Here is a 22,782-nt window from a genome sequence, read left to right as displayed (position 1 = left end):
GCGGAGTTGCCGCCCCGGCTTTGTCTTGTTTTGTGGTGATGATCGGGCTCATGGCGCGCTTGCCCCATAGACGGAGGCGACCGCGGACCGGCGGCCCGGCGCGCCACCCTTCAGGCTCTCGTCAAGGGCGCGGGCCAGATACTGCATGGTCTCGCCGCTCGACGCGGCGCCGGGTGAACGCACAAGCTTGCGCTGCCCGCTTTCCTCGAAAACCGAGACAAACGCGTCGCCTGTCCAGAATGCGGGGCTGCCTTGCGGGGCTGTCGGTACAATCACCGTAATCCTGCCGTTGCCCGTGTTCAAAGCACCGGCATAGCTCCGTCCGACGGCTTCGGCTTCGGCCCGGACCGTCTTGCGGATAGATATGCCCGGCCCATCCGGCCGATGCGCATAGATCAGGTCGCCGCCGCCGAGGACCGAAATATAGGGGCAACCTGCGGTGCAGTGTTCCTTGATCCGGTCAGGAACCGTGTCGATCACGCCGCCGAGCATCTGCGCTGCGATATCGGACTGATCCAGATCGATAACGGCTTTTACAACCCCGGACGCGATGGCAAGTTTGAGTTCGTCCACCCCCGCCCGTGTCGGCGCGTAGGTGACACAGCGATGATTATGCCCCAGCATCGCCGTAACGGACGCGGCCCGCGATCCGCCCGCCAAGCCCGAAATCAGCGCGACGTGACCAGCCACGCGCGCCCCGGTGTCCCCTGCGGTGACGGGGGCGAGCAGTCCCGCTATGGCCTGGGCTCCGGCGCGAACCGCGCGTGTGAGACCCGCGTCGCCATCGGCCGGAAACACCAGCAACCGACCGCCGGTTACTATGGTCAAAAGATCGCTCGACGCCGCCGGTGCGACCACCAGAACCGGCACCTGTCCAAGCGTCGCGATGATCCGGGGCACGATGATCGCCGCCTCGCCAAGGTCGAGAATGGCAAGAACACCTTCGACGCCGGGCCGGGCTGTCAGGAAACGCTCCAGCGCCTCGGCGACGCCAAGTCGTGGGTCGGGTGTCACCCCGTCATGGATGCCGGCGGCACCCCTTGGATGCCAGGCCGCAAGCTGATGGGCGGGGACATCCGCCAATGACGCCGGGTCGGCCGCTGTAGAGATGTCGACCGTGGTGACCTTGTGTCCCGCCTCCCGCAACAGCGCGCGGGTCGTTCGTATTTCGGTGGCGGTCCGGCTCAGCGCCCCCAGCACGAGAATGCCCGGCTGGTCGGCTTCGGTGCCACGGACGATGGGCTTGTTGCCCGCACCCGCGATCGAGGACCACCGTGTGATCTGCGGGATCGGATAGCTTGCTGCCTGGTACTGCTGGATCAGCGAGCCGGCCTGCATATCGCTTTGGGTCGGTTCGGCATCCGCATCCTCGTCATGGGCATGTTGGCCGACGCCCAGAAGTCGTTGCTGCAGGTCGCGATCGGCCGCCAGATCGCGCGAAGGGACGATCCGGCTGACCCGCCCATTGACCATGACTGCCACGGTCTCGGCCACGCTGGTGGCTACGCCGATGTTCTGCTCGATTACCAAAACGTCGATATCACCCTCGGCGGCGAGCTTCAGCAGCATGTCCTCGACATGCGAGACAATGACCGGCGCCAGCCCCTCGGTCGGCTCGTCCATGACCAGAAGCCTTGGGTTGAGCAACAACGCCCGCCCGATTGCCAGCATCTGCTGTTCCCCGCCCGAAAGCTGTGCGCCGCCATTCGACTTGCGCTCGGCGAGGCGCGGGAAACTGTCGTAGATCCGTTCGATGGTCCAGGCGCCACCGCTTCGCGCCACGAGGCGCAAATGCTCGTCCACCGTCAGTGACCGCCACAGCCTACGCCCTTGCGGCACATAACCGACCCCCATGCGCGCGATTTCCGCCGGTGACTTGCCATTGAGGACCTGCCCGCCGAAACTGATCGTACCCGAACTGGCGGGTTCCAGACCCATGATCGCCTTGCAAAGGGTCGTCTTGCCCATGCCGTTTCGCCCGACAACGGACAGCACTCCGCCATTCAGGCCCAGGTCCACGCCCTGCAAGGCGTGGCTGGCGCCATAATATACGTTGAGTCCCTTGATCTCGAGAGCGGGCGCCGATGCTTTGCGTCCGTCACTCATGGCCACCTCCAAGATAGAGCGCCTGTACCTCGGGATCGTTCTCGATCTCTTCGGGCAACCCTTCCTTGAAGATGCGCCCGTTGTGCATCATCGTGACCCGCTCGGCGACGCGCAGCGCCACGTCCATGTCATGCTCGATGATGACATAGCCGATATGCCTCGGCAGACCGGTCAGGATCTCGACCAGTTCGCGCCGTTCGGTCGGGGACAGGCCGGCCGCCGGCTCATCGAACAGGATCAGCCGCGGCGCACCTGCAAGGGCCAGCGCGATCTCCAGTTGACGCTGCTGGCCATAGGCCAGGACAGCGACCGGCGTGTCGATCAGATCACTCAAATGCACCGCGGCAATCAGGTCCTCGGTGGCTTGCATCAGGCTGTCATCGGCCCTTGGCCGCAAAAACGAATACCGCCCCCGCGATATGCCCCGGCACGCAAGATAAACATTGTCCCTAACGGTCAACCCGTTGAAGAGAAGCGATATCTGATAGGTTCTCCGCAATCCCCGGCGGATACGCTCCTGCGCCGGAAACTGGGTGACATCCTCGCCGAACATGCGGATCCGGCCACTGCTCGGCAGGAAATCTCCGGTGATGCAGTTGAACAGCGTGGTCTTGCCCGCCCCGTTCGACCCCAGAACGGCCCGGCGTTCCCCGGGCTTTATCGCCAGGTCGATCTCACTAAGAGCGGCCAGCGCACCGAAGAGTTTGGACACTCCACTCAACTCAAGCGCATGAGACGAAGCTGAGTTGCTGACCGCGACCGCAGCTTTTTCCAATCCGGTTTCACTCATTGTTCCGCCCCCCTTGGCCGCGTATCATGTCGTCGCGGGCCATCCGCGCTCTCCACCGCTCCCAAAGGCCCAGAATTCCATCCGGCGAGGCAAACACCACGATCAGGAAGATCGCGCCGATCAGCATCTTGTAGCGTTCGCCCGAGGCGCCGATGGCGCGCAGCAGATCGGGCGCAAAAGTCGCCAGAAGCACGAACAGAAACGCCCCCAGGAATGGACCGCTGGGCCGGCTGAGCCCGCCGATCACGGCGATGATCAGGATGTCGAAGGTTGCATGGATCCCTGCCGTGCCCGGCGCGATCTGGGCATTCTGCCAGACCAGCAGAATGCCTCCGATCGAGGCCAGAACTGACGCGAACGCATAGGCCGCCACCCGATGCGCGGTGACATTGAAGCCCAGCGCCGCCATGCGACGGGGGTTGTCACGGACCCCTTGGAGGGCCAGCCCGAACGGTGCGCGGGAGACATATGCCACCAGCAGGTAGCAGAGCCCGGCGATGCCAAGGGTAAGATAGTAGAAGGCGACAGGTTGACGCCAATCCACCCCGAACAGCGCTGGCGGCAGAACCAGGTTGAAACCGGTATACCCGTTGAAGATCGTATAGTTCTGGCGGGTGAAATAGTAGAAGGCCGAGGCCATCGCGAGCGTGATCATGATGGTGTAGATGCCCTCGGTCCGAACCGCCAGCAGACCCACCAGCGCGCCGAACAGCGTCGCGATTGCGATCGCCACCGGGAGCACGAACCACCATGGCAGGCCGAGGCTGATTGCGGTGCCGCTTTCGCCGAACAACGCCACCATGTAGCCCGCAAGCCCGGCCACCGACATCTGGATCAGGCTGACCATGCCGCCATAGCCCGCAAGGAACATCAGCGAAAGCGCCACGATGCCCAGGATGAAACTCCAGCCAAATATCTGGAACAGGAAGAAATCATTGGCGACCAGTGGCATCACCAGCAGGATCAGCAGCACCGCCCAGGACCGGCCAGGAACGGTCGCGACGCGGTCGACAATCCACAGCCACCAACGCGGCGCTTGCGGATTGGCCAGGGTATCCGGACGAAGGTTCGATGACATCGCTCAGCCCCTCCGCCCCATCAGGCCCTGCGGGCGGAAAGCCAGTACAGCCGCCATGATCAGGAAGGTCAGCACCACCGCATAGGTCGGCATGTAGACCGAGCCCAATTGTTCGGCCAAGCCGATCAGCAACGCGCCGATGGCCGCCCCCTGCACCGACCCCATGCCGCCCACGATCACCACGACCAGCGAGGCCATGAGAAAGCGCGTGTCCTCCCCGGGCGCGATGGATTGAAAGGTACCACCGACGATCCCCGCCATCCCGGCAAGCCCGGCGCCAAACGCGAAGACCCCCAGAAAGACCGGCCCGATCGGCACGCCCATCGCGCCCAGGATGTCGCGATCATCAACGCCCGCGCGGATCACCATGCCCACACGGGTGCGGTTCAGGGCCAGCCAGATGCCGACGCCGATAGCAATCGCAGCCACCAGGATCGCCAGTCGAACCTTGGGGTATTTAAGATAGACCAGCGCGCCCTCGCGGTTGTATCCGGTGACGAGCGGCAGTTGCATCGGCCCACTCAACCAGTCCGGCGACAGCACCTGATAGGATTGCCCGCCCCAGATCCAGAGCATGATATCAGCCGCAACAACCGAAATTCCGATGGTCACCAGCGTCTGGCGCAGGTCCTGCCCTTCGAGCCGGCGGAATACCAGATACTGCATGGCAATGCCGACACAGCCGACGACAACAAACACCACGACGAAGGACAACAACCACAGCCCCGTCCATTCCGCGAACTCGTAGCCGACGTAGCCCCCGAGCAGGTACAGCGAGCCATGCGCGAGATTGACGTTGCGCATCAATCCGAATATCAGCGTGAACCCCGATGCGACCAGGAAGTACAAGGCGCCCAGCGTGATGCCGCTGAACAAGGCGTTCAGGAATACTTTCTTTCGGCCAAATATGTCCTCGAACCCTTCGGGCCAGGGCGCAAAGATTGCCCATACCGCAAAAAGCACGACCAGAACGGCCAGGCCCGTCCAGACCGGTTGTTTCCGAGCAAACTCGCTCATGACATCCTCCCCGATGCGCGGGTTCAGATGTGCCCGCGCGTGTTGTCAGGAAGGATAGGAAACGTACCTGCTTGTGGGCATACCCGGCAGTCTCACGACTGCGCACGGGGTCGCAAAAAGCACCTCAGGCGATCTCACAGACCACAGCGCGACGGTACTCGCTGGGCGGCAGGACCCCGTTGGACGTGAAAAAGCGGGTAAAACTGGCCTGGCTGGAGAAGCCCAAGTCATGTCCGATCTCGGCCACGGTGTCAGAGGACAGCAGCAACCGGTCGATGGCTTTCTCCATCCGCAGCGCGTTCAGGTAGACATTTGGTGTAACGCCGATCTGATCGCGGAACATGCGATAGAAATGCGCACGCGACAGCCCGACTGTCCGGGCAACATCGTCCAGAGAGGTTTCCTCGAACGGCACCTCGGCAAGCAGCCGGATCGATTTCCGGATTCGGAAATCGATCATCCTGGACTGTTCCCCCGGAGCCCCGTCAGCCTCTGGCGTCCATTGCCAGCTCTGCTCGTAGCTGCCGAAAGCGAGCTGCCGGAAGATATCCTCCAGCACGGCGGCTTCGGTATTGGGGTCCATCATCCCTCGAACCATGCTGTGTTTTGCGGTGCGCAGGAAATCGTCCACCTCGATCTCGGAACGACCATAACGCAGCGATGGTGACAAGGGACCGCTGGCCTGAAGAAACCATTTCTGATCGATATACAGAACAAGGACCATGGTTTCCTCGCCCGGAATGCAGGGGCGAAAGAAATGTGGCTGCCACGGATTGACGGCAACCCCGTTGCCGCATTTCAGGTCATAGGCGCGATCCTCTACGATCATCTCGGCAGGTGCGCCGTCGATGTGAAAAAGAAGATGCCCCTCGCGATGGGCATGCACGACGAGCTCCCGGTCGAGCTGAAACAGAAACACCCGACCATAGTCGCCCCTAAAAGCAGCCAAAGCCTTGCTCATCCCTTCTCCTCCCTGCTAGGCGACGCCCCCTCGTCAGTCCGGCAACCGCGAAACCATACCAGAAATACGTGGTTCTGATAAAAAACTTCTCATTCGCTCCCGCACAGAATGGCCTTGTAGTCAGCCTTGCGCACGCGCCTTGGATTGGTGGTGTTGGCCACATCGCCGGAAACGGCACTGGCGATCCGTGCCCGGGCGGCACGATCCAGACCCAACTCGTCCAGCGCGACCGGCAGCCCCAGCTTTGCGGCCAGTTCCGACACCGTTGCGACGATCCCAGCTGCACCGCCTGAACACTCCATCGCGTCCTCGATATCCGGCATGATCCTGTCCATCGCCGGCGCGTTGAAGGCCATTACCGGTTTAAAAACCGCTGCATGGAAATATCCATGCGGGTGTGGCGCGCTCTGATCCTCTTCGATGGCCAGCGCCAGCGCATGGATGGCGCCCAGGCCGCCATCCTCGGCCAAGGCGCCATTCACCGCTGCCGAAAACACCGCCTCTCCCGAGGAGGAGGGGTTAGCCCCCGCAGCCCGCCGCTTCAGAAGTCGCCAGGCCCGTCGCAAACCGTCGATCGCCATGCTTTTGGCCGGAGGGCTCAACCGGGATCTGGCCAGCGTTTCAATGCAATGCACGACCACGTCGAATTCCGCGCAGATCGCATCGGTGACGTCAAGATCGCTGTAGGACCTGGAATCGCAGATCAGCGCCGAAGGGACAAAGGCTTCATCTCGGCAGCTTTGGAAATGCCCGTTGAAATCACCGATCCGCACCGCGGGTCGCAAACCGGCGCCGTCCGCTGGTGTGGTGGGAACGACGATCAGCGGAATCGACGGACCATCTTCGAGCCGGCGACGCAGCTCTGGGCGCACGCGCGCAAAGTCCCGCGCGGCGTATTTGCAGCTGTCGATCGCGTCACGTCCGCCAAATGCGACAATTCCATCGCGTCCTTCGGTAAACAACCGGCGGGCGATGGCGCGCGTATCGCCCATGTTGGCCCGCGCCTCGATGCGGTGGACGGCCAGCCTTGCCTTTTCGGGATCAGCGCTCGCCGCGCTTGCGCCCTCAAGGCATTCCTCGAAAAGACGCGGGTCGCTGGCTGTCACATCCGTGACGATCAACGGTCGAAAGACACGCAAGAACTCCAGCTCGGCCTGAAGTACCTCATCGAGACCTGAGTCAAGAAAGTGTATTCTCGGTCGGATCGGCGGCATTTGCATCCCGGACAAGCCTTGCAACAGGGTCGACACGGGCGGTATGCGCCGCCCGTGTATGATTTCACGATGGCTTAGTTCCCGCGCAGCGCGTCGCAATCGGGCGTGTCGCGGGACGGCAATCCCACCTTCGTCATGAACTCCTCGGTCGAGAGGCCAAAGGTGGCGTTCACGTTGTCGGTGCGCGAGACCATCCGCGATGTCAGGCCAGTGCCGTCCTCGTTTTCAACGACCTCAGAGATATAGACCGAGCCGATCGCCTGCCGGTTTTCATCCAGCTTGATATGGCCCAGCGGAGAGTCGAGCTCGACCGCCGCCAGAGCCTCGCGGAAAGCCTGCTGGCCGCCACCCAGATCCCCCTCGACCTGGTCGAGTGCGGTCAACGTGGCCACCGTCGCGTTGTAATAGAGCGAGGCGAATAGCGACGGAGACGGGAAGCGCTCGTTCTCCGGCCAAGCTCCCTGATAAGCGGCAACGAACGCCTGCCACTCGGGAAGATCGGAATCGGCGGCCTGCCATCCAGCCGCCGGTGTGCCGATCAGCGCCTCCTTGGCACTGCCCTTGGCGGTCAGCACGCTCTGGTCGGCAATGATCGACGATCCGATCAGGTTGGTTTCTGCGCCGGCCTGTTCGTACTGGTTCAGAAAGTTGATCGCATCGGTCCCACCGACGCCCAGATAGATCGCGTCGATATCGTCAGGCATGGCCGCAATGACCGACCCGAAATCCGAACTGCCCAGCGGCACCCAGAACCGTTCGGCGATTTCACCACCGGCCCGGCAGAAATCGGCCGCGAAGCCAAGAAAGTTGGTGTAGCCAAAGGAATAGTCCGCCGCCACCGTGGCAACCCGTGTCCAGCCCTTTTCATTGACCACATAACTTCCCAGACCGTACCCCGCCTGCGCGCCCTGGATGTTGAAGCGGAAGAAGTTCGGGGCGGGATCGACAAAGGTCGTCTCCATAGCCGAGGACACGCCGTTGATGATGGTGATGTCCGGCACGGTCTTGGCATAGTCGCGCATCGCGATCCCCTCCGAGCCCGAAAGCGGCCCGATGATCAGATCGACACCATCGCTTTCGACCAGTTTTCGGGCAGCGCGCAGTGCGGTGTCTGGCTTGCCATCGGTCGGCCCAAGCACCCATTCGATTGCCCGCCCGCCGGCCATGGAATCCGCCTGACGCAGGGCCAGTTCGAATCCGCGAATGCCATCGGAGCCAGCTTTGGCAAACGTCCCTTCCTGTGTGACCAGCAACCCGATCCTGATCGGGTCCTGATCGGCCACAACCACCTGCCCATACAAGGCACCGGCAGCGAGGATCGCGGAGGCCACCGCGGATGTCTTCGTTGTCATGTCGTCCTCCCAGTTGTCTGTCGACCGGCCCTGCCGGCATCGCCAAAGCCTGCGAAAGACACCCCGCCGACACCATACCGGGAGATCACGCGCCGTACCCCACAGTCTCAAATTATCCCGGATTGCCCGCCGAAAGACGGCGACCCCGAGCCTCGGATATCAAGAGTTGATGCTGAAACGAGCAGAGACGGCGCCCTGCCCCGGTCAGAAAGCCGGTGGCGGCCTAACGGGTTCGGACCGCAACTGGTAGCGTTGTTACACAAGGCATCATCGGAAAAAATGCGACCGCGCCGCGTCAGCGGCTCCTGACTTTGACAGCATCCCGGCCTTCAGGTGTCGCGCGTGATCGTCACGTGCGGCGTGCGGTGCTGGTTGGCCACATCCAGCTGCTTGAACCGCGCTCAGTTTCCGCGTCGCAGGCGCAAGCTGTCCTCGATGATCGACGCGATTGCTGCTGCGCAGACGAGAACGCCCGAGATCGGCACGATTGCGACGGCATATTTCTTGGGCATGTAATTGGGTTTGAAGACGATGCCGCCGTCCTCCCAGGCGAAGTACCACATTTCCCAATATTTTCCGCCCATTGTCTGTACTGCCTCGATGCCCCAGACGATCATGACAAGCCCAAGGCAGAAGATGATCGCGCTCCAGAATTGCCGGATCGCAAATGCGACCTTGCCGGGCAACCAGTCGTAGATCAGGTCAAGCGCGATGTGATCCTTGTCACGCACGGTCAGCGCAAGCGCAAAGAAGACCAGCCAGATATTGCTGAGAACCGTCAGCAGGTCCCCCCAGATCGGTGGGTCCTTGAAGACATAGCGCATGACGACCGAGTAGACGGTAAAGGCCACCATGGCCAAAAGCAAAACTGCGCAAAAGGCTGTCAAAATCTTTCTGACGATGCTGTCGACGAAACGGATGGCGGCGATCATCGGCTCTCCCTTTCTCAACCCGCAAAACCCAGGGCGCGCGGCAAATACATGGTAAAGCCCGGCACCACGATCAACACGAACAGCAGCGCGAACAGCGCAGCCAGATAGGGCAGCATTGCGATGGCAACCTTTTCCAGCCGGACCTCTGCGATGGCCCCGGCGGTAAAGAAGGCAACACCCACCGGCGGGGTGACGGACCCGATCAGGAACCCGACCACCACGACAAGCGCCGCCTGCACATCGGGATACCCAGCCTGGACCATGACATCGACCAGAACCGGCCCCACGACGATGATGTTGGCGGCAGAATCCATCACCATGCCCAGTAGGCAGATGAACAGAACCAGAACCAGCGCAAAGACCAGCGGATTATAGGTATAGCCCAGCAACCACTGTTCCAACTGGCCGATGGCGCCCAGTGACGTGAGCAGCCAGCTGAACGGGCCAGAAGCGGCGATGATGATGAACACCATGGCCGAATTGCGAAAGGCACGCACAAAGGCGCTCTTGCAGTTGCTCCAGGTGATGGTGCGATAGATGAAAAGTCCCACGAACAGCGCGATGGTGGCCGTCAAAGCACCCGCCTCGACAACACCGGCGATGCCGAACACGACAGAACCGACCAGCACCAGCGGGATCAATAGTGCGAACGAGGATTTGTAGCCGGCGATGGCGATGCCCTTCAGGCTGAACGGCTCATCACTGCGTTCGAAATTATTTCGTCGCGCGATGACGTAGTTGATCGCCATCAGCAGCCCGCCGATCATCAGCCCCGGAACGATCCCGCCCGCGAACAGCGCGCCCACCGAGATACCACCGGCATTGGCCAGCACGATCATCATGATCGAGGGCGGGATGATACCGCCGATGGTCGAACTGACGGCGGTGATGGCGGCGGCGAATTCGGGCGGGTATCCCGCCTTCTTCATCCCCGGCACCAGAAGCGAACCGACCGTCGCCGTGTCGGCCACGACCGAACCGTTCATTCCGGCAAAGAACATGCTGACCAGCACATTGGCCTGGGCCATGCTGCCGCGCATTCGCCCAATGATCCGCTGACTCAAATCCACGAGCCGGTCGGTGATGGTGGCCGAGGTCATCAACTCGCCCGTCAGCATGAAGAAGGGGATCGCTGTCAGGGGAACCGAGTCGATGGCGCTGAACATCTGGCTGGGGATCAGGATCATCGGCGCGGCATCGGTGATCAGGATATAGACCACCGGGATCAGGATCATGGTAAAGCCGACCGGCGCCCCCAGCATGATCAGCACAACCAAAATGATCAGAAGCAATACGCTTTGCATCCAGTTTTCCTACCCACCCCTAGACATTGATGGCGCGAAGGGTCTCCGCGCCATCTTTGCCTGTTTGTCCTGCCGGTTCGCCTAGAGTGCGCCGGCTTCCTCGAGTTGCGCGATAAAGCCGGTCATGCCCTGCTCTTCCAGAACGCGGCGGGCGGTGGCGGGATCATATGTACCCTTGGCGTTCAGCCAGGCGTCGATGGCCCCGGCGCGCCACTGGGTCAGTTCCTCTTCCGTCGGGACATACCATTCCTTGGCGGTTTTCTTGATTTCGGTCTCGCCCGCCTCGACCCAGGCACGGTCGAGTTCCTGCACCTTCTGGCCAAAGGCTTTCGCTGCGGTATGCAGCCACGCCTTCTCTTCGTCAGTCAGCGCGTCATACTGGCGCTTGTCGATGGAGAGCTGATTGCCCGACCATGACCCACCGATCTCGGTGAAATAGGGCGCGACCTCGTGCAGCTTGGCGACGTGCTGCCAGGGTGTAGCGACATACTGACCCGAGACGACGCCGGTTTGCAGCCCCTGGTACAGCTGCGCCCAATCATAGGGCACCGGGACCGCCCCCCAGTTCTTGACCAGCGTGTATTCGATCGGACTCTTGGTGACGCGCCATTTGATGCCTTCCATGTCACCGGGCACATGAACCGGGCCATGGGCATTCCCGAGCTGCCGGAAACCGCCAGAGGAATAGACGGTCAAGCAGACATGCCCCGCCTCGTCGGCCGCAATCTGGCATTGCTGTTCGGCCAGCCATTCCGACGAGATACGGTCGGCATCCTCGATGCTCTTGAAGATATACGGCAGGTCGAAGATGGCCAGGGCGGTGCCAAAGTTGCCGAAATTCGCTGTCGAACTGGTCCACAGCGCCAACAGGCCCTGATTGGCCTGCTCGCCACAGCTCTGCTCGCTGCAAAGCGACTTGCGGTAATGCGGTTCGATCTTCAGCTTGCCACCCGAAACCTCTGCCAGTGTCGGGATCAGTGCTTGATCGATGGCGTCACCGATTGGCATGCCGATAAAGCCGACGGTTCCCAGTTTCAGAACCTTCTCGGCACTGGCCCCACCGGCCGACAGCGCCATGGCACTGGCCAGGCAGAATACCTTTCCTAGGGTCTTCAGTCTCATCATTGTCGCTCCCGTCGAAAGTTTTTGTTGTTGGGCTCATCTTTCACGGCGGTTCGACCCAAAGAAAGTGACAGATCGTCTGAAAGAAAGGGACAGATCGGATAGAACCTGACAGGCTGTCCCGGCAGGCTCTATGGTTCGAACCGATCAAGGAGACAGGACGAAAGGACAGCGATTGGCATCAGCGACACCAAAATTCCTGAAGCTGCCCGAAAAATCACCCCTGAGCCTGCGGGACCAGATTTGCGAGATGATCAGCGCCGCGATCACGTCTGAATCCCTTGCCCATGACCGCCCTCTGCCCTCTTGCCGGGACCTGGCCGAACAACTTGGCGTTTCACGCAACACGGTGTTCGCCGCCTATAACCGGCTGGTCGACCTCGAACTCCTGGTGTCGCGCGACCGCTCCGGGTATTTCGTGGCTCCACAGACGGCGGCCCTGCAAAAGGCTCAGTCCAGGGAATACCAGAACGACTGTCAGCCGGTGTCTTGTCCGGTGACGTTCCAACCCGGCAACCTGATGCCCGTGGTCAATCCGCTGGACTGGCACAAATATCCCTACCCCTTCATCTACAACCAGATCGACCCGGACCTGTTCCCGGTCGATGGCTGGCGGGAATGCACGCGTCAGGCGCTTGGCCGCAAGCAGATGCCGATCTGGGCCAGCGATTCCGTCGAAAGCGACAGCCCAAGGCTGATCCAGCAGTTGCGCCAGCGGTTGCTGAACACACGCGGCATTTATGCGGATGACGACGAGATCCTGATCACCTTGGGGTCGCAAAACGCGCTCTACATCCTGGGCACCATCTTTGCCCGGTCCGGCAAGCCGATAGCCCTCGAAGACCCCGGGTTCTTCGGTGCCCGCAATGCCTTTCGGCTAGCGGGAAGCGAATTGATCGGTGTGGAGGTCGATGATGACGGCATCGTCCCAGATGCCATCCCCGCAGGCTGCCAGTTGGTCTTTACCACGCCAAGCCACCAGTTTCCCACCATGGTCACAATGAGCCAGAAACGACGCGAGGCGCTATTGGAAGCAGCGGTAGCCAAGGACTTTCTGATCATCGAGGACGATTACGAGGCGGAAATGAACTATGTCGCCGCGTCCTCACCGTCCATGCGGGCCATGGATCGGACCGGGCGCGTGATCTATGTGGGTAGTCTGTCCAAGACCGTTTCGCCGGGCATTCGTCTTGGCTTCATAGTGGCGCATCGGGACATCATCCGTGAAGCCCGCATCGCGCGCGGCGTTATGATGCGCCATCCGCCGACCATCGTGCAGGAGATCGTCGCGCTGTTCTTTCAGCTTGGCCATTACGATTCCCATCTGCGCAATATCGAGCGGCGCTATAACAAGCGCTGGCACGCCATGAACCGGGCGATCACCCGGCATCTGGACATGTTGCGCCGCACCGATTCCAAGGGTGGAACCTCGTTCTGGTTGACGGGGCCACAAGGGTTCGACGCCTCCGAGCTTGCCCTGCGATTACGCTCCAGGGGCGTGCTGGTCGACCGCGGACAGGACTACTATCTCAGCATGAATGACCGCTGCAGTTTCCGGCTCGGCTTTGCCTATGTTCCGGTGTCGAAACTGGACGCCGGTGTCGAGATCATCGCGGCCGAAGTGAAAGAGCTGTTGTAGGCCGACCGCGATCTGTCCCTTCGAATTTCGTCACCTGTCTCTCGCCGTAGCGCGACCAAGTCAGTTAACTGGCGAGGGATTGGCTCATGGCCAGGAAGATCGGGGACCCCGTTTTGAAAGATCGTTCGGACACTGAGAAGTCGGTTTGCAGCTTTGAATGCCATGTTCCTGATGAGGTGCTGGCGCAGATACGATCTCGCGTCGCGCAATACCCTTGGCACGAAATGCCCGATGACGGCGGTTGGGATTACGGCACCAACCTCGACTACATGAAACAGCTTTGCGACTATTGGATCGAGGAGTTCGACTGGCGCGAGCAGGAGGCCCGGCTGAACGCCTTTCCTCAGTTCAAGACCAAGGTCGACGGGATCGACCTGCATTTCATTCATGAGATCGGAAGCGGCCAAAACCCGATGCCCCTGATGATCAGCCATGGTTGGCCTGGCTCGGTCGCCGAGTTCCTGAGCCTGATCGAACCGCTGGCGCATCCGGAACGCTTTGGAGGCTGTGTTGATGACGCGTTTACCGTGATCGCCCCGTCGTTGCCGGGCTTCGGCTTTTCCGGGCGCCCGCCACGCCCCTTCGGTCCACGCAGGATGGCCAGCGTTCTCAACCGACTGATGACCGAAAGGCTTGGCTTTGACAGCTATCTTGCTCAGGGAGGAGACTGGGGCGGTGCAATCTGTTCCTGGCTTGGATATGAACATGCCCCCGCCTGCCAGGCGATCCACATCAATGTTCTGACCATGCGCCACCCCGATGGCCCCCGGACACCCGAGGAAACCGCCTGGGCCCGACAATTCGATGCCGATCAGATCATGCAGAACGGCTACCGTACGCAACAGGCAACGCGCCCCCAGACGCTCAGCTATGCGATGATGGACAGCCCAGTGGGCATCGCGGCCTGGTTGATCGAGAAATTTCACGACTGGTCCGACGTGCCCGTGGGCCGCATCGAGGACGCCCACAGCAAGGACGAACTGCTCACCAACATCATGATCTATATCGTGACACGGTCGTTCAACACCGCCTCGTGGATCTATTACGGACGGCGCGAGGAAGGCGGGCGGATCCTGTCGCCCGAGGGCAAGCGGGTCGAGGTGCCGACCGCCTGCGCCGTTTTTCCGGCCGAGATGTTGCGCTGGCCGCCCCGGTCCTATGCCGAGCGCATCTACAACATCACCCAATGGACCGAGATGCCGCGCGGCGGCCATTTCGCCGCAATGGAAGAGCCCGAGATGCTGCTGAACGACATTCGCACTTTTGCGCGCAGCCTGCGTACCTAATCCGAAGGAGACCCAGATGACGCTTTCGCATGCCGAATTTCAGGCAATCGCCAGCAAACTGACACCAAACGGGCGGGCCTTCATCGATGGCACCTTCTGTGACGCGGCAGATGGTGGAAAATTCGAAACCACCAACCCGGCGACCGGTCAGGTTCTGGCGGAGGTGGCGCATTGCAAGGCCGCCGATGTCGACCGCGCGGTGGTGGCGGCGCGGCGTGTTTTCGACGCGGGCACATGGTCGCGCGCGGAGCCCGAAGAACGCAAACAGGTTCTGCTGAAGGTCGCGCAACTGGTTCGCGAACACGTCCACGAACTGGCGGTTCTGGAAAGCCTTGATACGGGCAAGACCATCAACGACTGTATGGAGGAAATCGGTGGCGAGGTGCCGAAGTTCTTCCAGTGGTACGCCGAACTGGCCGACAAGACATTTGGCAAGATTGCTCCGACCGGACCGGGAGCCATGGCTCTGATCACTCGTGAACCCGCTGGTGTCGCGGGGGCGGTGCTGCCGTGGAACTTCCCGCTTGTGATGGCAGCCTGGAAGATCGCGCCCGCGCTGGCGGTCGGCTGCTCGGCCGTGATCAAGCCCGCCGAACAAACGCCACTGACGGCAATCCGCCTTGCGGAACTGATGCAGCAGGCGGGGGTGCCGGAAGGCGTCATCAACATCGTGCCGGGTTTTGGCGAAACCGCAGGGGCAGCAATCGGCCTGCACAACGACATCGACACGGTTTCCTTTACCGGCTCGACCGAGGTGGGACGCATGTTCATGCGGTATTCCGGCGACAGCAACCTCAAGGGCGTGGGGCTCGAGATGGGCGGCAAAAGCCCCTTCATCGTGCTCGCAGATGCAGCAATCGACGACGAGTTGATCGAACACGCGGCAATGTCGGCCTTCTGGAACGGCGGCCAGAACTGTTCGGCAAACATGCGCCAGTTGATCGCGGCCCCGCTGGTAGAAGAGTTCACGACCCGCATGGTGGAGCGCGTTCGGTCCTTCACCCTTGGGGATCCGCTGGACCCTGCGACGGATATCGGCTCGATGATCACGAAGGATCACAAGGAAACGGTACTGTCCTTTATCCAGAGCGGTGTGGACGAGGGCGCGGACAAAATCATGGGCGGCAACAGTGAGCTGCCCGGCTATTTCATCGAACCGACGGTGTTCCGGAACGTGTCACCCGGCATGAAGATCGCACGCGACGAGATCTTCGGTCCGGTTCTGGGCATCATGCCTGTCGCAACGCCGGAAGAGGCGTTGGCGATTGCACGGGATACCGACTACGGATTGCATGCCACCGTTTTTACCAAGGACATCGACCGCGCGATAAATTTCGCCCGGTCGCTTCCATGCGGTACGGTATCGGTCAATGGTTTCTCCGAAGGAGACATCAAGACGCCGTTCGGCGGATATAAGCAGTCAGGGTCGATGGCGCGGGACAACGGCACCGAGGCACTTGAACAATACCTTCAGACAAAGACGATATGGATTCAGACAAAGCCCGGATCAGGCTAAGCCGGGGTCATCGCGCTGAAAGGCCACTGACCGGATGGAGGGGACAATCAGGCGGCACGGTTCATGCCGGGTCTGTTGGCGCGCAATGCCCGGCGCCTGACCGCAAATTGCCCCGGCCCCGACATGTTGTCGCGGACATTGCGACAAAGATCAGGCGAAGATGCCTGGATCGAGCCTGTCGACCGGTGTGATAACATCTGCTGGAATGCTCAACCTTTCCGCCGCTTTGCGTAGGCTCTCCTCGTCCGGAGCCTCGTAAAGACAATAGGTTTTCCGCTTATCTGCGCTCAGAAACGAAAAGATCCACTCGACGCCTTCCTCGTCGTTGATCGACTTGATGTGCTTCTTTGCTTCGTCGTCGACCTCCAGCTTTTCGGCAAAGTTCCTCTCAATAATAAATCTTGGCATCAAATCCTCCCAAAACGGGCATTTCGGTCTTAGATCGCCGAGGTTTCAAGCTTGCCCCTTAGGGAAACCATACCCATTTTTTGTGCTGTTGCCAACGCTTCCGCCTCTAGTTGCAAGGCCCGCTTCATGTCCTCTTTTCGTCCGCGACGCCGCAGTGCCGCCGAATAGGCGGCCTTGCTGTGCGCAATCCACGGGGGGGCCTTCATCCGGGTATCGATATCTATGGCGGTTTCGAACATGTGGTCGGAAGCATTCCAGTCGCCCATCAACGCGGCAAGATTGCCCAGCCGTCGCGCGGCGGCCCCGGCGCAAACCGTCGCCGCACCCGCTGTTATCGTCAGCTGTTCATAGGGCAAAAGCTTGTCATAGACGGTCTGGGCATGCTCCTCCTGCCCGACCGCCACGCAAATATCCGCAAGATACGCAAGAGTCGTCGAATACATCGCATCATGCGGCAGTTCAAACCCGGTTTGGGCGAGGTCATTCAGAATGCGCTCAGCCGCATCTTTGAAGCCCAATTCAGCAGCGATGACCCCAAAGCCGGGTTGCCATGTCGTGTCTTCCGGTCTTTCCGACATCAGGCGCTTCATGACTGGCGCCACTTCGTGAAGCCTGCTTTGTTCGCGGCGAATGGTGAACATCTGCACGCCAAAGACGCCTTCGACATGCTCGCCGTGGGTATGGCGACCGATCTTCACCGCCTCGTTCGCATATCGCTCCGCCAACTCGAAATCACCGTCCAGGATCGAAACCATCGCGCGGGCATGAACCTGCACCCAATAGAGTTGGAGGTGATTTTCCTTCTCCGAGATCTCGGTCAACAATTCCAGAGAATGATCCAGCAATTGCCGGTCCACCATCTCGGCGCCGACAAACAAACTCAGTGTTCGGTCGCGCCCTTGATCAATGTTCCCCAGCTTTTCAGCGACGCGGCGCATGGCATTGAGGTTGTCGCGCCAATGTTTCTTTTCGATCTTGCTGCGAGCGACAAAAGGTGAACCATAGCGCGCCATCATCACCGAAAACTGAGCCTTGTGGTCACCAAGTTGGGCGGCAAGTTCCATGGCTTCGCGTCCGAATGTGCCGCTTTTCTCGAAATCTCCAGTGAACATATAGGCACGGGCAAGTTGGCTCAGCAGCCCGACACGGCGTCTTTCGTCCTGTTCTGGCAGGTCCTTAAGCGCCTGATTGCAGAAAAGGATCGCCTTGTCATGCTTGTCGCTGGCCATCATCGCCGTATCGGCAAAATGGTTCGCGGCGTCGGCGGCAAGCTCGGGATGCCGGATCGCCCGCGACGTGTTCCAGGCCTCTTCAAGAACCGCGATGCAATCGGGCAGATGACCGGCGCTGTCATAGCTGCGCCCGATGAGGATCTTTGCCCGAATGACTTCTTCGGTGTCGTCACCGCCGAGGTGCCGCGCCGCTTTCAGGGTTTCTTTGGCGTTCGACATCGCCTCGCGACTTGCCGAACGGGCCAATGCCAGTTCGGTCGCGGATCGCCACCGTTCAAAGGCAGACGGCCAGTCTTCCGCTTCGGTGAAATGGCGGGCGACCAGTTCCGGCTGGCGCTCGATCTCTGCATATCGCAATCGCGACAATGCCTTGGCCACCCGCGCATGCTGTTGCCGGCGGGTCGCGGCAAGCATCGACTGATAAGCGGTATCGCGGATCAGGGCATGTCGGAACACGTAGTTCCCGCGACTGTGGCCGCTCTCGAAGATCAACCCGGATCTGCGCAATTCCTGAAGACAAGCAGGTATGTCGATCTGCGCGTCGTCGATCGATGCGGTCAGCAGCGCAGGTTCGAATTCGCGACCGATCACCGACCCGGCCAAGGCGACCTGTTTTGCGTCCTGTGAAACCGCATCCAGCCGCGCCATCAGCGCCCCCTTCAGCGACGACGGGACAGACAGATTGCCGGTGCTGCCAGAGGCCCCGATCGCGCGGGTCAGTTCCTCGACAAAAAGCGGCACGCCATCGGTCTTTTCGATGATCATTTCGATCAGTTCCCGGTCGGGTTCCCGCCCCGAGACGTTCCGAACCAGTTCCGCGACCTGATCCGCTTCGAACCGGCGCAACTGGAGCGTCTGGACATGCGCGTCGCCCTCGGTCCGATCAAGGGACCATTCCGGCCGATGCGTGATCAGGATCATCATGGGCAGGTCAAAGCAAATCTCCTTGAAACGATCAAGAAGCGCGTTGGTCGAGGCATCGATCCAATGTGCATCCTCGACAAACAGGATGACCGGTCGCACATTGGACCGGACCTTCACCGTGTTGATCAGCGTCTGAATGGTGAGGTCCCGTTGCTCTTGCGGCGACATCGCCAGCACATCCCGCGCGACCTTGCTGCGTGGTGCCACCAACGCCGCGAACACCGGCAGCACCTTTTGCCAATCCAGTCCCGGTCTTGCCTCCAGCATCACTCTTACATGCTCTAGTATCCGGTCATCGTCGAAGTCGGGGGCGATACCCGCGTCCCGTGAAATGCGTTCGGTAACTGGATGGAACGGACTGCCGGTCAGGTAAGGAGAACAGTTCAGCCGGATGATATCGGCCTGTTCGAGGATAGCGCTGTCCGACAGGAAATCTTCGGTGATCCGCGACTTGCCGATCCCGGCTTCGCCCGAGAGCAGGACGACTTCGCCCTTGCCACCCTTTGCGTGCTGCCATGCTTGTTTGAGTATCCCGGTTTCAAGCGTGCGCCCTACGAGAATGCTGGACAGGTCTTCGCCATGGGCTGCGCGAAACCGGCTCTCTGCATTGCGCTCGGCCTTGACCTGCAAGAGAGCACGCGGTGAAGAGAAACCCTTCAGATGCTTTTCGCCAAGCCGCTCGAACTCGAAAATATGATGAAGCGACGCCTCCGTGCCCTCTTCGGGCAAGACGATGGTATTGGGCGGGGCGTGTTCCTGTATGCGCGCGGCAAGGTTCAGGGTCGGCCCTGTCATCGCGCCTTCCTCATAGGTGTTCTCGCCTATGGTATCGCCGACTACGACTTCGCCGCTGGCAACGCCAATACGAATGGACAAGAGCTGCCCGTCCGGGGTGTGCTGTTCGCTCACCCGCTGAACCGCATCCAAACCGGCCTTGATCGCACGTACCGCATGGTCTTCGTAGGCACGCGGCCATCCGAAGAAGATCAGCAACCCGTCGCCCAGATACTTGGCAACATATCCGCCATATCGACTGGCCGCTCCCGCGACCGCGTCCTGGTATCGTTGAAGCAGGGCGCGCATGTCTTCGGGGTCGAGGCGATTGGTCAGTTCGGTCGAGCCGACGAGGTCGGTAAAGAGTACCGTCAGATGCCTGCGCTCGGCAGCCGCCACGCTGGCCGGCTTGTCGGTGGCGCCGGCACCGCTGCCTGAGACCCCGGTTTCGCTCGCGCCTGTATCACCTCCCGCCTCAGCAGAAGGGGTCTTGGGGGTCGCGGATGCGCTCGACAGTCCCTGGATCGCGGCAAGGATCAGTTTTCGGTGCCCCAGGCTGACGCCCAGCTCCTTCAGATCATCGTTGGTCAGAAGCGGCACGATCCTACTGTCGACATCGTTCTCGCGAAACGCATCAATGTACTGGCTCAAGCCCAGACCGTTCAGCCATTTGTCGATCTCAAGATCCATGCCAGATACCATGCTGATTTACTGATCCCCGATCAAGACGACAGGTTTCCTCCGCAACAGCACCCGACACGCCAGGACAAAAATTACGGCCCGCCGGAGAGAGGCCCCGGCAGATCGCACCCGTCTTCGGCATCCGGGGTGGGCCAAAGAGGCGCCGACCCGTGGGTCGACGCCAAATCCCGGAAAGCCGGAACCATCGGTTTCCGGAGTTTGCGGGCCTGAAAGAGGTCAGGCTATTCCGCCGCGGCAACGTTTTCCGAAGGACGAATATTATGATTGCAGCGAAAGAAATTATCGGGGTCGTATTTCGCCTTGACCTCGGACAAGCGTTTCATGTTGGCGCCATAGACGTTGTCGACACGGTCGACCTCGTCCTCTGGCATGAAGTTCACATAGGCGCTGCCCGTCGAATAGGGTCGCATGTCTTCGAACAGCTTGCGCGCCCAGCCGATGCAGAAATCGTCCTTGTCCGCCGTACTCCAACGGGTATGCACGTTCATGATGAAATGCGCCGAGCGTTCCGGGTAGGCCGTCTCACTTGGTGCAACACGTGCCATCGCTCCGCCGACATGCGCGATGAACACTTCGGATTGCGGGTCCGGCAGATCGCCAATAGCAGCGACCAGTACCTCGATCGCCTCGGGTGACAAACTTGCGAAATCGTGACTTTTCCAATAGTTCCGCTCGCCCGGGGTCAGCAACGGATCAAACGCGGCCTGCCAGCCGACAAAGGGATGCGGACCGATGACATCGACGATCGGATTGCCCAGAGAACGCAGGCCCGCCATCGCCTTTTCTCCTTCGGCCATATCGCCCGCATAACAGGCGGCGAAAATCAGAACCTCCTTGCCATGCCACTCTTCGGGGAGGAAGGGCAGCGGGGGCGCCTTGCGCATCACCGTCCATATGGTCAGCCCATCATCTGCGGTATCCGTGATCGAGGGCAGTTCATTCAGGAGCGAGACCGCGTCTTCGATCGGGTGTACGATCAACCCCGACATCACTTCGGGTCCGAGCGCGTGCAGTCTGAAATGAAAGGCGGTCACGACGCCGAAATTGCCGCCGCCCCCCCGCAACGCCCAGAAGAGATCCGCGTTATGGCTGTTGCTACAGGTGATGATGTCGCCATCTGCCGTGACAACTTCGGCCGACAACAGGTTGTCGATGGTCATGCCGAACTTGCGCGTCGTCCAGCCAAAGCCGCCGCCCAAGGTCAAACCGGCAATTCCCGTTGTCGAGTTGATCCCCACCGGAAGGATCAGGCCATAGGCCTGACTCTCCTTGTCGACGTCGCTCAGCAGGGCACCGGGTTCGACGCGCGCAGTCTTGGCAAGGGGATCGACACCGACCGATGTCATCCCGGAAAGATCAAGCAGCAAGGCACCATCGACAACCGCATGACCAGCGATCTGGTGACCGCCGGACCTTATGGACATCACGAGGTTGTTCTTGCGGGCGAACCTCACGGCATGCTGCACATCGCTCGCCCCTCGCGCGTGGATGACCAGCCCCGGATTGCGGTCGACCATCGCGTTCCAGATGGTCCGGGCGCTCTCATAGCCAGGGGTCCCGGGCCTCGAAACGTCACCCCGCAATGACGCCTCCAAGTCTGCGATCAGTGCCTCATCAACTGACACGCAACCGTTGTCCATTGTGTTGATCTTGGTCATCTTGCTTTCCTCCACCCTCGAGGTGACGGCAGGCCACCTCTGACGTAGCGTAACACAGTTCTCTCCCCTGCTTCTGTCAGCTTGATCACACTCGACGCGTCGCGATCCGAGATCGGTGAACCGGTGTGCCCCACGGCCCGCAAGGCCTATTAGAATAAGGTTTTCCATGTGATCCACGTACAGCGGTCCAGTGCGATCTTCGCAACCGAGACGACCGTCGAGCAGGGATTCGATACCTACAACCCTTTGCTTGTTGACGCGGTCAGGGGCTGCGCTTCGGTGGATTCGCGATATGGCATCCCACCGCGCAAACACCCAAGGCTCGACATACTGCGCCGGATTTCGAGTGAATGCTTTGGAAAAGATCAGTGGGTTTACTGCAGCGGCTCATGAAGCACTGCGTAGGCAGGCGGACCTGATGTTTGAGGTGTCGCTAGGGGCACCTCAAGGCTTCATAACCAATAGATGACGGTCGCCGCGAGGGGAAGGCCGATCGGAACGCCTCGGGGCAGCGGTCATAGCGGGTCGCCACACGCCGCCAATCCTTGAGCCTGCCGAACATGATCTCGATCACTGCCCGGCAGTGCATTGCGCAGCAATGTCACGAGAGGGGCGATTTCTCCGCTTGTAGCGACGCTTGTCGTACTTGATCGGCGTCTTGCGTTGCTTCCGGCCGGGGATGCAGGCGCGTATGCCTTTGTCTTTCAACGCTTCCCTGAACCAGTCGGCGTCATAGCCGCGATCTCCGAGCAGCCATTTGACGTTTG

At 60.8% G+C, this 22,782-nt stretch carries 16 protein-coding genes and 1 pseudogene; 3 read left to right on the top strand and 14 right to left on the bottom strand.

Going from position 1 to position 22,782, the window contains the following annotated elements:
* Positions 1 to 48: 48 nt before the first annotated feature.
* The 10 genes from AC2FL1_RS13725 to AC2FL1_RS13680 all read right to left on the bottom strand — a co-directional run bounded on the left by AC2FL1_RS13725 (position 49) and on the right by AC2FL1_RS13680 (position 11,876).
* Entirely contained in the window at positions 49 to 2,106 is a 2,058-nt protein-coding gene (locus AC2FL1_RS13725; RefSeq protein ID WP_496877318.1) for an ATP-binding cassette domain-containing protein, read from the bottom strand.
* Positions 2,099 to 2,896 carry an ABC transporter ATP-binding protein gene (locus AC2FL1_RS13720; RefSeq protein ID WP_496877317.1) on the bottom strand — a complete coding sequence of 266 codons (798 nt, stop codon included), beginning with the start codon at positions 2,894 to 2,896 and terminating at the stop codon, positions 2,099 to 2,101. The genes AC2FL1_RS13725 and AC2FL1_RS13720 overlap by 8 nt, the downstream gene beginning before the upstream one ends.
* Positions 2,889 to 3,974 (bottom strand): branched-chain amino acid ABC transporter permease, encoded by a 1,086-nt coding sequence (locus tag AC2FL1_RS13715; protein WP_496877316.1) that lies wholly within the window; start codon positions 3,972 to 3,974, stop codon positions 2,889 to 2,891. Before AC2FL1_RS13715 ends, AC2FL1_RS13720 begins: the two co-directional genes overlap by 8 nt.
* Positions 3,975 to 3,977: 3 nt before the next feature.
* Positions 3,978 to 4,991 carry a branched-chain amino acid ABC transporter permease gene (locus tag AC2FL1_RS13710; RefSeq protein WP_496829357.1) on the bottom strand — a complete coding sequence of 338 codons (1,014 nt, stop codon included), beginning with the start codon at positions 4,989 to 4,991 and terminating at the stop codon, positions 3,978 to 3,980.
* A gap of 124 nt (positions 4,992 to 5,115) precedes the next feature.
* A complete protein-coding gene (locus AC2FL1_RS13705; RefSeq protein WP_496829355.1) occupies positions 5,116 to 5,952 on the bottom strand; it encodes a helix-turn-helix transcriptional regulator in 837 nt (278 codons plus the stop codon).
* A gap of 89 nt (positions 5,953 to 6,041) precedes the next feature.
* On the bottom strand, positions 6,042 to 7,166 hold the full coding sequence (locus AC2FL1_RS13700; RefSeq protein ID WP_496877315.1) for an iron-containing alcohol dehydrogenase: 1,125 nt from the start codon (positions 7,164 to 7,166) through the stop codon (positions 6,042 to 6,044).
* 74 nt (positions 7,167 to 7,240) lie between these two features.
* Positions 7,241 to 8,518: an ABC transporter substrate-binding protein gene (locus AC2FL1_RS13695; RefSeq protein ID WP_234145658.1), complete on the bottom strand. Its 1,278-nt coding sequence runs from the start codon at positions 8,516 to 8,518 to the stop codon at positions 7,241 to 7,243.
* Positions 8,519 to 8,919: 401 nt separating this feature from the next.
* Positions 8,920 to 9,450, bottom strand: a complete 531-nt coding sequence (locus AC2FL1_RS13690; protein ID WP_496877314.1) for a TRAP transporter small permease — start codon at positions 9,448 to 9,450, stop codon at positions 8,920 to 8,922.
* Between the two features lie 14 nt (positions 9,451 to 9,464).
* A complete protein-coding gene (locus AC2FL1_RS13685) occupies positions 9,465 to 10,754 on the bottom strand; it encodes a TRAP transporter large permease (RefSeq protein WP_496877313.1) in 1,290 nt (429 codons plus the stop codon).
* Positions 10,755 to 10,835: 81 nt separating this feature from the next.
* On the bottom strand, positions 10,836 to 11,876 hold the full coding sequence (locus tag AC2FL1_RS13680; RefSeq protein ID WP_234145661.1) for a TRAP transporter substrate-binding protein: 1,041 nt from the start codon (positions 11,874 to 11,876) through the stop codon (positions 10,836 to 10,838).
* A 175-nt stretch (positions 11,877 to 12,051) separates the two neighbouring features.
* On the opposite strand from AC2FL1_RS13680, the gene pdxR reads away from it, so the two are divergent.
* The 3 genes from pdxR (at position 12,052) to AC2FL1_RS13665 (ending at position 16,317) form a co-directional block, all read left to right on the top strand.
* A complete protein-coding gene (gene pdxR / locus AC2FL1_RS13675; protein WP_496877312.1) occupies positions 12,052 to 13,515 on the top strand; it encodes a MocR-like pyridoxine biosynthesis transcription factor PdxR in 1,464 nt (487 codons plus the stop codon).
* 113 nt (positions 13,516 to 13,628) lie between these two features.
* Positions 13,629 to 14,801: an epoxide hydrolase family protein gene (locus AC2FL1_RS13670; protein ID WP_496877311.1), complete on the top strand. Its 1,173-nt coding sequence runs from the start codon at positions 13,629 to 13,631 to the stop codon at positions 14,799 to 14,801.
* Between the two features lie 16 nt (positions 14,802 to 14,817).
* Positions 14,818 to 16,317 carry an aldehyde dehydrogenase gene (locus tag AC2FL1_RS13665; protein WP_496877310.1) on the top strand — a complete coding sequence of 500 codons (1,500 nt, stop codon included), beginning with the start codon at positions 14,818 to 14,820 and terminating at the stop codon, positions 16,315 to 16,317.
* A 150-nt stretch (positions 16,318 to 16,467) separates the two neighbouring features.
* On the opposite strand, the gene AC2FL1_RS13660 is transcribed toward AC2FL1_RS13665, so the two are convergent.
* From AC2FL1_RS13660 to AC2FL1_RS13645, 4 genes and pseudogenes are all read right to left on the bottom strand, one after another.
* Positions 16,468 to 16,725 (bottom strand): DUF4242 domain-containing protein, encoded by a 258-nt coding sequence (locus AC2FL1_RS13660; RefSeq protein ID WP_234145665.1) that lies wholly within the window; start codon positions 16,723 to 16,725, stop codon positions 16,468 to 16,470.
* A 29-nt stretch (positions 16,726 to 16,754) separates the two neighbouring features.
* A complete protein-coding gene (locus AC2FL1_RS13655; protein ID WP_496877309.1) occupies positions 16,755 to 20,345 on the bottom strand; it encodes an adenylate/guanylate cyclase domain-containing protein in 3,591 nt (1,196 codons plus the stop codon).
* 233 nt (positions 20,346 to 20,578) lie between these two features.
* Positions 20,579 to 22,015 (bottom strand): FAD-binding oxidoreductase, encoded by a 1,437-nt coding sequence (locus tag AC2FL1_RS13650; RefSeq protein ID WP_496877308.1) that lies wholly within the window; start codon positions 22,013 to 22,015, stop codon positions 20,579 to 20,581.
* 452 nt (positions 22,016 to 22,467) lie between these two features.
* Positions 22,468 to 22,782 (bottom strand): annotated as a pseudogene (locus AC2FL1_RS13645) (transposase); the annotation flags it as partial.

It is taken from the genome of Ruegeria sp. YKSF070, from assembly GCF_059612725.1.
Note: the sequence above shows the minus strand (reverse complement) of the source record. Positions and strands in the feature narration are given on the sequence as shown.

Excerpts from the sequence above, each read along its gene's own strand:
- AC2FL1_RS13725 (WP_496877318.1), bottom strand. The coding sequence starts at position 2,106 with ATGAGTGACGGACGCAAAGCATCGGCGCCCGCTCTCGAGATCAAGGGA.
- AC2FL1_RS13720 (WP_496877317.1), bottom strand. The coding sequence starts at position 2,896 with ATGAGTGAAACCGGATTGGAAAAAGCTGCGGTCGCGGTCAGCAACTCA.
- AC2FL1_RS13715 (WP_496877316.1), bottom strand. The coding sequence starts at position 3,974 with ATGTCATCGAACCTTCGTCCGGATACCCTGGCCAATCCGCAAGCGCCG.
- AC2FL1_RS13710 (WP_496829357.1), bottom strand. The coding sequence starts at position 4,991 with ATGAGCGAGTTTGCTCGGAAACAACCGGTCTGGACGGGCCTGGCCGTT.
- AC2FL1_RS13705 (WP_496829355.1), bottom strand. The coding sequence starts at position 5,952 with ATGAGCAAGGCTTTGGCTGCTTTTAGGGGCGACTATGGTCGGGTGTTT.
- AC2FL1_RS13700 (WP_496877315.1), bottom strand. The coding sequence starts at position 7,166 with ATGCCGCCGATCCGACCGAGAATACACTTTCTTGACTCAGGTCTCGAT.
- AC2FL1_RS13695 (WP_234145658.1), bottom strand. The coding sequence starts at position 8,518 with ATGACAACGAAGACATCCGCGGTGGCCTCCGCGATCCTCGCTGCCGGT.
- AC2FL1_RS13690 (WP_496877314.1), bottom strand. The coding sequence starts at position 9,450 with ATGATCGCCGCCATCCGTTTCGTCGACAGCATCGTCAGAAAGATTTTG.
- AC2FL1_RS13685 (WP_496877313.1), bottom strand. The coding sequence starts at position 10,754 with ATGCAAAGCGTATTGCTTCTGATCATTTTGGTTGTGCTGATCATGCTG.
- AC2FL1_RS13680 (WP_234145661.1), bottom strand. The coding sequence starts at position 11,876 with ATGAGACTGAAGACCCTAGGAAAGGTATTCTGCCTGGCCAGTGCCATG.
- AC2FL1_RS13665 (WP_496877310.1), top strand. The coding sequence starts at position 14,818 with ATGACGCTTTCGCATGCCGAATTTCAGGCAATCGCCAGCAAACTGACA.
- AC2FL1_RS13660 (WP_234145665.1), bottom strand. The coding sequence starts at position 16,725 with ATGCCAAGATTTATTATTGAGAGGAACTTTGCCGAAAAGCTGGAGGTC.
- AC2FL1_RS13655 (WP_496877309.1), bottom strand. The coding sequence starts at position 20,345 with ATGGATCTTGAGATCGACAAATGGCTGAACGGTCTGGGCTTGAGCCAG.
- AC2FL1_RS13650 (WP_496877308.1), bottom strand. The coding sequence starts at position 22,015 with ATGACCAAGATCAACACAATGGACAACGGTTGCGTGTCAGTTGATGAG.